Here is a 13,073-nt window from a genome sequence, read left to right as displayed (position 1 = left end):
TCTGTCTAATATCAGATAAACCGAATAAATCGATCAACAGATCGATGGAGCAAACATTGGAAATCAAATTATTTCATCGGTATTCTGATAAAAGCCTGTCCTGAACTTGAATAGAACCCATTACATTCTTCTTCGTACATCATCTGCCCAGATTCTTCTTTCTCTTGTGCTGATTCTGAATCTCTCAAATCGTTCCCCTCTTGTATCAGGCCTAATTGCCTGCAATTATGGGATGTAATATAACATTCCCATAATAATTATGAGAATGGCTGATATAAATAGATTTTGTAGGAACCATAGGAAAAACAGTATCTAAAAGAAACATAGAAAACAAATTGTTTGTGACGAATTTTAGAAGCCTAATGAAAAATACAAAATGTAACGATATATCAACATACATCCAGTTTATCCATATCATCAAATGTGTTAATGTTGATAAATGTCCTTAACTGCGGATCTACTTCACGAATACACTCCATTTCAACGCCTACAACGTCATCCAGTTCAAAGACCGGTGCAAGTATGAACCTCTTCCCCGAACTTATCGAATTTTCGATCAAAGGCAACATAGGTGCAACACGATAGACCCCGCACAATGGCTCCATGGAACCATCCGGACGCAAGGGTACTGCTGCATCATGCCCTTCTGCACACTGGAACATGAGCTCAACGACCTTCGGATCAATAAAAGGCATGTCACATGCAGTCACAAAGACATACTCCCCCTTTGCTGCCTTGAAACCCTCAAGGATCCCTGCCAGGGGTCCTATATCAGAATAACTGTCAAGGACCATCTTTTTACCACAGGAATGTGACTCGAACTCTTTTTCCTGCGCTTCATCTCTTACGGAGACCAGTACTTCATCAACTACATCATCAAGCATGTTGATGGTTCTTTCCAGCACAGACCTGCCATCACAGTTCATAAGGGCCTTTTCCATATTTCCAAGGCGCCTGCCACGCCCGCCTGCAAGGATCAATGCTGATATTGTCATCTTAAATTGTAATTGAGAATGATGATACAAAAAGATGCGTATAGCTTTACACAGAAATTATTAAGTCTGAAAATAACATAAATGTGTTCATGAAAATTAATCCTGAATCCGAAACTATTGACATGCTTGCAAAGACAATACTTGTTGCAGCAAGGACAGCGCCTAAAGCAAAAGGAAAAGACGATATTGTAACAGCATTACTGGAAACAGAAGATGTGGAAACCCTTGCGTCAGCCATGGAAGAGATGGCAGAAAGGAAGGGAGATGGATTTACATTCTTCAACCGCGATGCACAGAATGTACGCAATGCAGATGCAGTATTACTTATCGGTTTCAAGACCGAAAGTGTCGTTGGTCTAAACTGTGGAGCCTGTGGTTTTGAAAGCTGCAAGGACATGCTCCAGCAATCAAAGGTAAACGTTGATTTCACAGGCCCACACTGTTCTTTCAAGTACATTGACATGGGTATTGCACTGGGAAGCGCTGCTGCAAGAGCAAAGGACCTCTGTGTTGACAACAGGGTAATGTACTCGGTAGGTGCCGGAGCATTATCAGCAGGACTTCTGGATGCTGACATCGCATGTGGAATGCCTCTCAGCATCAAGGGCAAGAACCTGTTCTTTGACAGAAAATAATATACTATAAGACAAAATAAAGGTTGAAGCTTCAATATGAAGCTAAAGCAGCAAAATAGATACATCAGACTGGAATGCAGCAATGAGGATAAAACAAAAGACCATCGCAACCGGTCAGACAAGACCCCTGCGCCTCTCACTTCTGTACTCATCCACAAGATGCTTCAATTTCTTTTCCTTTTCTTCCTGACGCTTAATCTCAGCTTCCTTTTCCCACTCAGCCAGGGCTTCCTGAAGAAGAGCAGGCTCTACAACTGCAAGATCGTCAACTCTCTGCATCCTGACATTTTTAAGTAATGGGACATTTGCCCTGAAGAAAACATCCTCTGCAGCATATGTCATATCCGAGTAAGTGATCACAGCACGAACACCCAATTCAACTACCATTGAAGCTGTCACTGAACTCCCACCACTTGCATCCTGAAGGAAGATGACATCCCCTTTCTTGATGCCAAGACGGTCCTTTATTTCAAAAATTGCCTCACGGGTAAAGGAAGGAAGTATCTTTACAGGGATCCCTTCGCCTTTGATCTCCATCTTTCTTATCTGCTTCAGTTTCTTAATGTTGGAATAGGCTTTTTTTAACGACTTTTTAGACCTGCGCAGGTCTTTCTTCAGAGATGAGATCTTATGTTCACGTATCTCGATCTCCTTGTCCTTGCGGATCTGAAGATGGTTGGCTTTCCTCATATTCTCCAGCTTAAGTTCAAGTTTTGAGATACGCTTATCCTTTGCCTTCAACTCCTTCTTGAGTTCCTGGAGATAATCTCTGAGATTGCTTATCTGGGTATCTTTTAACTTAAGTTTCTCTGAAATTTTCCTGACCCTTTCTTCAGTATCTTCATCAAGAGTTTCCACTACCTTCACAGGCTTTTTCTCAGGAACCGGTACGCCGGAAACTTTCTCGATGGCTTCACCTATGGAAGCACCCTGGATCACGTACAATTTGATCTTATCCATATCCAGATGCTGAGGTGCTTTCTTTTCAACACGCGAGAACATGTTCTTGTAATTCCGGTAAGCATAAAGAGCCGCGGCAAGAGAGTCACGTTCATGGTCATTAGAATATCCAAAAGGTCTTCCAAGAGCGATCTTCTCCTCAGAGGATATCTCAGCTGAAGGCGTGCTTATCACAGCATTGAAACTGCGCCTTATCCGCTCCACAGAACCCGGAGTCGGCGTGACATCCGTAGCAATGACCGCCGGTTTCCCATATTCAGCGATAAGCTTGACAACCTCATCATGGGAAATGCCACGGATACTTTTCAGAAGCTGAAGTTCCCCATCGAAAGAAAGTATAGCTATTCCTACCGTGGTGCCAGGATCGATGCCCACAATAGTAGGCCTCCTTTTGAGCTTCTTTAGGGGAGTGTACTGGATCTTGTCACGAACCACGTTACTTACACGGATCTGGGCATCCGCAGTGGAACCTGAACCAACAGGAACCTTATTCCTCTTTGCATACACAGTGAACTCAGCGCGCACATAGCCTCCGAACCCACTGGAGATCCTGCTTGTATACGTATATCCATGTTCCTTTGACGCTTTCTTCAATATCGCCTCGACCTCGCGACTCCTTTCCCTGACAGCCCCATGGACCTTACGTCGATACCGGTTCTGGCTCCATCCCCCACGCCCAAGTGACCTTGCACGGCTCACCTTGATCTTCGTGATGTCCTCAAAAAGGGAAACTTCAGAGCCAATTCCCATGCTTGCAAGACGCGCACATGCCTCTGCCTCCTCGTTGGGATCGAACTGGTTGAAGGAGAGTCCATTTTCTTTTGCAAGATGTAACAGGGATTTCTTGTGCAGACCACCTGTAACCTGTACAAGCCGGACACCTTCAGGAAGTTTTTGAAGAAAACGCACAAGTTCCTTCTTGTCCGGAGCCAGTTCAAAAATGTTGTCCACTGCGATATATTCAGGATGCTCCTCACGGACCATCTTCAATATACGCGGAAGGCGCACCATTTTATGATGGGTTACCTCTCCCTCTTTCAGCACAGCAACTGCATACCTTGGAAGCTCCTTCGCACGAGAGGAGCCTTTTGCGATGTCTATCCCGAATATTACCCTGGTTTGATAATCTGGATTTTGCATAATCTACCATCATCACATAGAGCTTGATCAGATGTCCCCATATGTAATATATGTTAAAGAGAAATATATACCCAGTTGGTGTCATTTTAAGGAAGAATAGACATGAGCAAAATGGCCATTCAATTATGAAAATTTTAAATTTGACTGAAAAAGTAGAAAGGAATATTCTGGAGCGGAACCAGAATATTCATAATTGTTTACCTTATTTTTTTGCATCCTTAAAATTGAGACACAAATGTTCTTGCCTGCCACAATGCGATCAGTGCAATAACGATGATCGCGATCATCCAGGTATATTCTGCTGCTGGTACAGGGGCCAGGGTCATGTCAAATCCTTCGCCGTAGTAACCTACCATAAAGTCGTTCATTGCTCCCATATTCAAACCTCCTTATACGTACTCTAAGCATGCATCGGATGCACGAACCTTTCCGAAATCTGTGATAGCATATTTGTGCAAAAGGAAACCTTTCTTGTATACACCATCCTCGTCGACCTTTGACTCTACAGATTTGAGCATACCACCTGAAGCAAGCTCGAGGATATCGAAGTTGATCGAATCCCTTCCGAAATTGCTGTTCATGTTGTACTCTTTCTGGATCTGTACAACGATCTCATTGTTCCAGTGTTCCTTTTCATCGGAAAACAGCTCAAGTAACCTGAATTTTATTGGGCGTTGTCCTGCCATTTTAATCACCCCTTATTGATTCCACATCACCCGTTTCTTCAGAGATCATTACAAAGCTACCGAGGACACAAAGTGCGCCACCGAGAAGAACAGTCCATGGCGGAACCTGCGCAAAGAACAGATAAAGGAAGATCACTGCACAAAGACCATACAGGTTTGCAATACCCTGTCCGCGACCTACACCAATGAGAGGGAAGGACTTGTACCAGGAAACATAGCAGTAACCAAAAGTGATACCTGCAAATCCCAGTACGAGGATCGACAGAGGATTCAGTGCTGCAAATGCATATTCGACCACTGGGAAGCCAGCTAGTGCTACAATAGGTATGATAATGATCCACCAGATGACATTCTCGCCGATGAAACGAATTGTAATACCCACATCAGGCTCTGCAATATCGAGACCCTTGCCTGCAATAGCACCTTCAATACCCCAACCACAAGCACACATCAAACCACCAAGATAACCTATCCAGCTAACGCCACCTGCAGCAATATCTGCAATGGCACCACCTACGAATATGGTGATACCACCGATCATAATAACAACAATACCAAATGCTGCACGCCTGGAGATCTGTTCACCATACCATTTCCATGCAAGGACAGAACCTACAATAGGGTATAATAATGCAGCTACTGCTGCAAATGATGCACCAATAAAACCTATAGCAATAAATGAACCAAGAATTGCGATCGGACCACCGAAGATAGATGCAAGGAAGAACCATTTACTACAAGGATGGAGTTCCGTCAGAGTTCTTTTCATCTCCCCAAATTTTCCAAGAACACCATTCCACACTAAAAGTGCAATAATAACAGTCAGTGCATTGAATGCCGTTATTAGCACAGCAACTATAATTGTTGCCATTGAAGCACCATGTGTTGCGTCGATGGCTACCCACATTGTATCAAATGGAGGTATTGCCCAGATTATCGTTCCCGGGATGTACCAGAGAGCCCATAATACTGCACAGAAAAGGGCCCACATATATCCTTTATTCATTTTTCTTTTATTTTCTAACCTTTTTAATTCTCGTATATCCATGTATAGACCTCCTACAAGTCTAGTCACACTTTACAAGTCCATTACCATCAAATTAAGTGGTAATATAAAAAGGAGATGATGTTATATATAAGTTTATGGTAAAAATGTTTATATATAATAATTATTAATCGATGTTTTTATATATAATATACAAAAGAAATTCCTACAAAAAAGAGAAGGACCGTGGAAGGCACCGAGGAGAAGTCAGGTGTCGAGTTGAAGATGGATTCCACAGCCCCACTAACAGGTTCTTATTATAATATATAAATGTTTTGTTGTTAAAATGTAATATATAAGTCTTTTGTAAATAGCTTTAAATATGATGTAATGTTTGATTAATATGAGCACAGAAAAACAGAAGGAAATAATCAGGAGATAAAGTGTGCTCAAATGAAAATGGGAAACAGGTGAACAAAAATGTCATCCGAAAATGAGATTTTGCAAAAAGCTTACGATACCCTCGTAGCAATTGATGAAGACGGAACAGCAGAGGCGGTAGCTGAATGGATCAGTGCAGATTTAGACCCAGTTACACTCCTGAATAAATTGGCAGAAGCTATGACCGAAGTTGGTGTCAGATTCGAGACCATGGAATATTATCTTCCACAGGTCATGATCGCTGCTGAGATAATGAACAGTTCAAGCAATGCATTGTCTGAAAAAATGGCTGCATCCGGCGAAACATCTGCTACAAAAGGAACTGTAGTTATTGGAACTATCGAAGGAGACATCCACGACCTAGGTAAAAACATCGTAGCAGGTATGCTACAAGCTTCCGGTTTCAAAGTTGTAGATATGGGCAGAGATGTACCGGTTACAACAATGGTACAGGCTGCTAAAGACAACAATGCAGACATAGTTGCAGGTTCTGCACTCATGAGCACAACAATGCCATATCTTGGAGACATCGTAAAACTGCTTGAAGGTATGGGAATCAGAGAAAACCATAAAGTGATGGTCGGTGGTGCCCCAGTCAGCCAGGATTATGCTGACAGTATTGGAGCAGATGCATACGCACTCAATTCACACCAGGCAGTAGAAGCTGCAAAGAAACTTGTCTCAAAGTAAAGAGGTGACTAAAATGTTAGATATAATTAACCTATACCAGAAATCAGTTGAAGCAGATAAGATAGAGGAGAAAAACTTTGACAACAGAATACTCCCAAAAAGGCTGAATGAGCTCGCAAAAGAATATGATATTACATACAATCCTGATGAAATTGTTCCTCAGGATATGGATATGGTTGATTCCATGTTCAAAGCAGCTATGGAACTCATAGTCGATGTCGGTATCTACAACATAAGCACCAACAGTGTAATTAAGCTCGAAGAAAGCGAAATAAAAGAACAGTTGAGACTTCTACCTGGTGAAAAAACATATGGTGTTGGAAACGAGAAAGTTACTGTAGTGCAAAGGCAGCCCGGTGACAAAAGAGCTCCAACAACATTCGGCGGTGCAAATGGTGGTGTAATCAGCGAACAATACTATGCAAAGGTCATGGAATCTTATGCAAGAGAACCATTAGCATCCGGAATTCACTGTGGATCAGTTGCAACCCTGCACGGAATGGAGATGAAGGCAAGATCCCCAATAGAGATGCTCGGTGCAAGAGCAGAAGCTGTCTGGACCCGTGAAGGTATGCGTATGGCAGGAAGACCTGGAATGCCAATGGTCGGTATCATGTCATCAGTTACCAGTGAAGGACAGATCTTTGGTGATGGTCCTGGCGCAATGAGACCTGAAGATATGCATCTTCTGTGTCTCCTGAATGATATGAAGATTGACTGGGACTGTCTTAAGAAAGCAGTTAACACCAGCCAGAACAGCCTCACAGTAGATGGATGCATGTGTCCAATTATGGGAGGATACACTGGCGGACCTGCAACAACTGCCATCGCAAATATTGCTGAGGGTATTGTGGCATACATGGTCTTTGGGGCTGCTAGCTACTCAATTTGCCCACCATTCAACCCAATGTCAGGTGAAGGTTCAAGTGCAGCACCAACATTTGTTTCAGCACATACAGGAGCTGCATTGAAGAGAAACACCAAGGGACTGTACAGCAACTATGTATTCCCATCTGCAGGAGCATGCACTGAAATGATGATCGATGAGATTGCAGTATATGCCGGTGCAATAACTGCTGGTGGTATCGATATTCTCTTTGGTGGTGCAGGTACCTGCGGAACTGAAGTCGATGCATACACAGGAATGGATTCCCGCATAACCGCAGAAATCGGAATTGCAGCTGCAAAGATGAGTATGGCTGACATGAACGAATTCTGTGTTGAGCTTGAAAAGACATATGCACCTACGACAACCGCTGGAAATGCTCCAAAGGGTAAGAAATTCTATGAATGCTACGACCTTGAAAAAGTTACCCCATCCCAGGAATATGTGGATCTGTGGGCTAAATCCAAGGCTAAACTGACAGACCTCGGTATGGAATTCGAGTTCTGAAACAAAATGAAATGATTAGTGCAATTCCATTTTATTTGCACCAAAACCTTAAAAGAAGGTTTTGAAACATTTTCTGGCAACAGAAAGAAATCAAAGCCTTCTTCCCCACCCCCAAAAACCAAAAACCACCAAACAACACCCACAAAAGAGGGCTATGATACAAGTGAGATTACTCATAAAGATCAAAGCCCTCTAATTTCACCCCCTGTAAGGAAAATACCTTTCCCCGAATATGAAAGCTTATCAGTTCATTCAAAAAAAGGAGGAAATATGTATTTAACATCATTACAACGTGGCGTCCTTAAAGCTCTTGTAGCCTCCAATGGACCACTGACCCTGAGAGAAATTCTACTCTCCCTATCCAAGCGTCCCTGTGCCAGAAAGCTTATTCCTCAAATTGTCAAACTTAAAAAAGATGGAATAATCAGCTGCACAGGAAAACATGAAAGTGTTATGGATATTGAGTATAAACTTGTTCCCGAATGGTCGGAACACATTAAAAACGAATTAGTTTAATTCAGAATTTTAAAAACGTTTGTATTACTCACATGTAACTGTGTTTCCAAAATGACAGGTGATTTATCATGAAAAACATCATATGTTCCGAGCAACCGGTTGAAGAATATATCATCACAGAAGAGCCTTACTACCTGCCTGTTGGTGACGAAGTGGAAATTTATACGGCTGCCTATGAAAACAACCTACCCATCAACCTGAAAGGCCCGACAGGTTGTGGAAAAACACGGTTCATGGAGTACATGGCCTACAAATTAAAGCGTCCCTTGATTACGATTTCCTGCCATGAGGACCTGACAGCCAGCGATCTCATTGGAAGGTTCCTGATCAAAGGAGAATCAACAGAATGGAATGATGGACCCCTTACAAAAGCTGTCAGGACCGGTGCCATCTGTTACCTCGATGAATTTGTAGAAGCAAGAATGGACACAAGGGTGGTAATTCACCCGCTTACGGATGACAGACGCATCATGCCGGTTGACAAGCTGGGAATTATTCTCCATGCTCCCCCGGAATTTACACTGTCTATATCATATAACCCTGGATATCAGAGCGTTCTAAAAGACCTGAAGCAGAGCACAAGGCAGAGATTTGTAGCCATGGACTTTGAGTACCCACCTGCTGATCTTGAAACTAAAATCGTGGCACATGAGAGCGGAATTGATGAAGAGACTGCCCACACCCTTGTGGAAATTGGCCAGAGGATACGAAATTTCAAACAGCATGGACTTGAGGAAGGGGTAAGCACACGCCTTTTAATATACACCGGTATGCTGATACATTCCGGCATCGATCCAAAGCAGGCATGCAGGGCAGCAATGGTTAAGCCCATTACAGATGATTTTGATCTTCAGAAAAGCATAGACGAGATCGTATCCGCCATTGTGGAGTGAAGATCAATGCCCAAAGACAAAGAGAATTTGGGAACTATTGACAAGAAGATAGTTAAGGCATATCAGGATAAACTTCCGGAATTAATGCCACTGATGGATCTGGAAGTGCTCCGATCATGGCAAGCTTTAATCAGGCAAATTTCAGCAAAAAAGGCAAAGAATGCAATTGATCTAATCAATAAAACAAAAACCGTTTTTTCGGCCATTCCACTCCAACAACGGCAAAAACTGCTAAGTTTCACCGAAGAATTTGCCAGATCAGATAGCCAGGCAGCACTTACCTTTTTTGAAAATACCCCTCTTGTGATGGCAACTCTAACGGACAAAGATTTTGAAAAATGGAAAGCGACCGCACTGGATCTTACAAGGGAAAAGCCAGAGCTTGCAATTATTTTCCTGGATATGACACCCAAGTTGCTTAGCGATATGGAAATGGAAGAACTGTTGCGATGGGTGGAAAAGGGAAAGGAGCTGATTGCTGAAGATAAGGATATTGCAAAAGCCTTTTTCGAGGGAACTTTTGGTGGACTGGCAAATTCTTTCAAGAATACAACCATGGAAGAAAGAAGCCACCTTATCGATCTTGGTGCACAGCTTGCTGCGATCAACCGGAAATGCATCCAAAGCTATTTTGAAAATGCTCCCGAAGTTATGACAGAACTCACAGCAGAAGACTTTGGGAAATGGGTAACTATAGGAAAAAAGATCTCAGAGGAAACTTCAGTTTACGGCTCGGACTATTACAATAATTCATTAAAGGTCCTGAAAAAACTGAATCGAAAATTCTATGAACTAATATTTAAAAATGCGGAATTGTTGCTGAAAAAAGATCGTTTAATTGCAGGAATCTATTTTGAGAATCTCCCACAGATCCTGATGAATATTCATCCGAAGGAGCTTGATAAATGGGTGAATACCGGAATCATATTGTTTGAAACAAACCGGGAAATAGCCATCGGTTATTTCAGGAACTCCCTTACTTTGCTGGAAGATCTTGATGTAACAGAACTTGAAGAATGGGCCATGTACGGCCTTGAGATATTTGAAAATGATGAGTCTAACGCCCGGCTATATTTTTCATTAAAATCCAGAAGTTCAAAGGAATTTGTTGAACAATTGATGAGCGGTGTTGCCCTTAAAAGGGTATCAAAAGTCCTGAAGTATTATGCCTTCGGCATTTCCGGAATTAATTTTGTTATAAGGTCGCATAACCTCCTGCCGGAAGAACACGCCCATCCCTCACATCCAGTGGTTTCAGGAAAGGCAATCTACCTGACACCAACAATGAAGGGACACGGAGATTTTGAAGATAATTTCAGGATTTACAAGCTCAGCGTTATGCATGAAGTTGGACATGCCAAATTCGGAACCTCAACCTGTTCTGTTAGTGCCCTTTTGCCATTGTTCGGAAAAATAGCGGCAGATCTGGACACTACGTTTTTAGAGGGTATCGCTGAAGCAAACGGAACATCAGATGATGAAATAACTATTGATTTTGCAATTCCAATCGCCCTGTTCCCAAACCCATTCATTGCAACAGACATATTGGGCATTATTGAGGATGCACGGATTGAGTACCAGACCACAAATCTCTACAGAGGACTGCGCAGGGAGTTCAAAAAGGTAAAGGAACAGATGGTGGCAGATAGGGAACAACCTGAAGAACAGCTGGAAAAGTTCATGGAAGCCTTTCTGTTAGTCTCTCTCGGACATGAAGCCGGATTTGACCTTGACGGCAGCCACAGGCTGCCAATTGAGAAAGTTAGAAGTATACTGGAAAAGAAGATATTCCAGCCCAATTCAACCTCTTTCACTTCACTCGAAGTGACATTTGACATTTACAGCATGCTTGAGGAACAGTTTGGATCCCTAAAAACCAAGGAATACAATGCTATTCGAAATTTGGATTATCGGGGACAAGGAATCGGGATCTCATCAACCCTGGAAGAAGAGAAGGAGTTTACGGAAAAGATCCTCGAACGTTTTATCCCCCAGACCATACTAGACCTGGATGAAGATGAGATTATGCAGGAAGACTTGCAATCCGGTCCAAAGTGCGCGATTGCTAAAAACTGGGATGTGCTGGACAGTTATAGCTACGATGAATGGGATGCCGGGATAAAGGACTACAAATCCGAATGGTGCATGGTATATGATGTATTGCCCACCGGAAAATCCAGTAGTTTTTACCAGGACACAGTGGAACACTACAACCATGAAATATCACTTATAAACCGCATTTTCAAAATGATGAAACCCGTATCATTCCAGAAACTAAGGAGACAGACTGACGGAGATGAACTTGATTTCGATGCAATTACAGAAGCGTTCACGGATAGGAGATGTGGAATCAACCCAACGGAAAACCTCTACATACGAAGGGATAAACGCGAAAGGGATGTAGCTACTCTTTTCCTGGTGGATATAAGCGCTTCCACAGATAAAGAGCTGGATAACGGGAAAAACATACTGGATGTTGAAAAAGAGGCTCTGGTCATAATGATAGAAGCGCTTGAGAGTATAGGTGACAAATATGCTATCTATGCGTTTTCCGGAGATACGAGAACTGATGTGGAATATTATGGTATAAAGGATTTCGGGGAAAAATTCTCAGAAGATGTCGAAGGCAAAATTGCTGCACTAGAACCTGCGTATAACACAAGATTGGGTGCAGCCATAAGGCATTCCATAACAAAACTCAAAAAGGTTGATGCCAAGATTAAGCTGCTAATATTGCTTTCCGATGGAGAACCTTATGATCTAGGATTTGCTGATGGGAAATACCAGGGACAGGCTGCAATCGAGGATACAAGAATGGCTATTCAGGAAGGTAATACCCTTGGAATGCATTTTTTCTGCATAACGGTTGATTCCGAGGCAAGTGACTACATGGATTCTATATTTTCGGATGTAGGGTACACCATTCTTGACAATGCAGTCACTTTGCCAGAGAGGTTGCCCATTTTGTACAATCACATTACAACGTAAAGGACAGACATTAGCTAAATTTACATAAAACAACAGGAGAGAGATAGATGGAATGCAGTGATAAATAGTTGGATGAAATCATATCCCTTGCACTCGAAAATGGAGCTGCAAGAGCTTCGCTTATGCAGGCTACAGGCATTATTGTCGATGAACGTGTTCGCCTAAAGTGCATGGTTCCAAGATGTAACCATTATGGTGATCTGGTTTGTCCTCCCAATCTTCCACCAATTGATGAAGTCCGGAAAATTATTTCCAGATACAGAGTTGCTATGGTACTTGCAGTCGAGCATAAAAATCCACCTAAACCACAAACCATTCAGGATTCTGCTTCGGTTGAACATGAACTGAACAAGAAGGCCAAACAACTTTCTGATATTCTATTGATCCTTGAAGGGGAAGCACTGAAAAGAGGATATAGATTTGCAGCTGGATTTTCAGGCGGAGACTGTACGTACTGTGATAAATGTGTGAAGAGCGGAGAAGATTGTAGGCATCCGTTTAATGCGAGACCGTCCATGGAAGGCATGGGAATAGACGTAGTCGGTACATTGAAGAATGCAGGTATAACACTCGAATTCCCTGTTACCGATAAAATTGAATGGTGGGGGTTGCTTTTGTTAGATTAATAATCATTGGCAAGATCGCGGCCAAAAAATGCTAAAATAAAGTCATTATAAATTGAAATGAGAAAAATATTGCATTAATTCATTAATGCAATGTTTCTGCCAAAGTTATGCATCTAATAAAAAAG

Annotated in this window: 12 protein-coding genes; 7 read left to right on the top strand and 5 right to left on the bottom strand. The window is 42.3% G+C overall.

Annotation, left to right across the window (positions count from 1 at the left end; translation table 11 throughout):
• Positions 1-389 precede the first annotated feature (389 nt).
• Positions 390-995, bottom strand: a complete 606-nt coding sequence (gene mobA, locus J7W08_RS01725; protein ID WP_233084950.1) for a molybdenum cofactor guanylyltransferase — start codon at positions 993-995, stop codon at positions 390-392.
• 89 nt (positions 996-1,084) lie between these two features.
• Here mobA and J7W08_RS01720 point away from each other — a divergent pair, with 89 nt between their 5' ends.
• Entirely contained in the window at positions 1,085-1,630 is a 546-nt protein-coding gene (locus tag J7W08_RS01720) for a ferredoxin domain-containing protein (protein WP_233084949.1), read from the top strand.
• A 114-nt stretch (positions 1,631-1,744) separates the two neighbouring features.
• On the opposite strand, the gene J7W08_RS01715 is transcribed toward J7W08_RS01720, so the two are convergent.
• The 4 genes from J7W08_RS01715 to J7W08_RS01700 all read right to left on the bottom strand — a co-directional run bounded on the left by J7W08_RS01715 (position 1,745) and on the right by J7W08_RS01700 (position 5,464).
• Positions 1,745-3,730, bottom strand: coding sequence for a DUF460 domain-containing protein (locus J7W08_RS01715; protein WP_233084948.1), 1,986 nt, complete (start codon positions 3,728-3,730; stop codon positions 1,745-1,747).
• Between the two features lie 218 nt (positions 3,731-3,948).
• Positions 3,949-4,107 (bottom strand): hypothetical protein, encoded by a 159-nt coding sequence (locus J7W08_RS01710; protein ID WP_233084947.1) that lies wholly within the window; start codon positions 4,105-4,107, stop codon positions 3,949-3,951.
• 12 nt (positions 4,108-4,119) lie between these two features.
• Positions 4,120-4,416 (bottom strand): hypothetical protein, encoded by a 297-nt coding sequence (locus J7W08_RS01705; protein ID WP_233084946.1) that lies wholly within the window; start codon positions 4,414-4,416, stop codon positions 4,120-4,122.
• A 1-nt stretch (position 4,417) separates the two neighbouring features.
• On the bottom strand, positions 4,418-5,464 hold the full coding sequence (locus tag J7W08_RS01700; RefSeq protein ID WP_233084945.1) for a DMT family transporter: 1,047 nt from the start codon (positions 5,462-5,464) through the stop codon (positions 4,418-4,420).
• Between the two features lie 417 nt (positions 5,465-5,881).
• Between J7W08_RS01700 and J7W08_RS01695 the strand changes: the two genes are divergently transcribed.
• The 6 genes from J7W08_RS01695 (at position 5,882) to J7W08_RS01670 (ending at position 12,948) form a co-directional block, all read left to right on the top strand.
• Positions 5,882-6,532 carry a cobalamin B12-binding domain-containing protein gene (locus J7W08_RS01695; RefSeq protein WP_233084944.1) on the top strand — a complete coding sequence of 217 codons (651 nt, stop codon included), beginning with the start codon at positions 5,882-5,884 and terminating at the stop codon, positions 6,530-6,532.
• Positions 6,533-6,545: 13 nt separating this feature from the next.
• Entirely contained in the window at positions 6,546-7,925 is a 1,380-nt protein-coding gene (locus J7W08_RS01690; protein ID WP_233084943.1) for a monomethylamine:corrinoid methyltransferase, read from the top strand.
• A gap of 18 nt (positions 7,926-7,943) precedes the next feature.
• The gene (locus J7W08_RS01685; RefSeq protein ID WP_233084942.1) at positions 7,944-8,441 is read left to right on the top strand and encodes a hypothetical protein; all 498 of its coding nucleotides are present in this window, start codon (positions 7,944-7,946) and stop codon (positions 8,439-8,441) included.
• Positions 8,442-8,509: 68 nt separating this feature from the next.
• The gene (locus tag J7W08_RS01680) at positions 8,510-9,334 is read left to right on the top strand and encodes a CbbQ/NirQ/NorQ/GpvN family protein (protein WP_233084941.1); all 825 of its coding nucleotides are present in this window, start codon (positions 8,510-8,512) and stop codon (positions 9,332-9,334) included.
• Positions 9,335-9,340: 6 nt separating this feature from the next.
• A complete protein-coding gene (locus J7W08_RS01675; protein ID WP_233084940.1) occupies positions 9,341-12,322 on the top strand; it encodes a nitric oxide reductase activation protein NorD in 2,982 nt (993 codons plus the stop codon).
• A 68-nt stretch (positions 12,323-12,390) separates the two neighbouring features.
• A complete protein-coding gene (locus J7W08_RS01670; RefSeq protein ID WP_233084939.1) occupies positions 12,391-12,948 on the top strand; it encodes a DUF2284 domain-containing protein in 558 nt (185 codons plus the stop codon).
• Positions 12,949-13,073: the final 125 nt, after the last annotated feature.

It is taken from the genome of Methanococcoides orientis (assembly GCF_021184045.1).
In the GTDB taxonomy this organism is placed as follows: Archaea; Halobacteriota; Methanosarcinia; order Methanosarcinales; family Methanosarcinaceae; genus Methanococcoides; species Methanococcoides orientis.
This window is presented reverse-complemented; position numbering and strand designations above follow the sequence as displayed.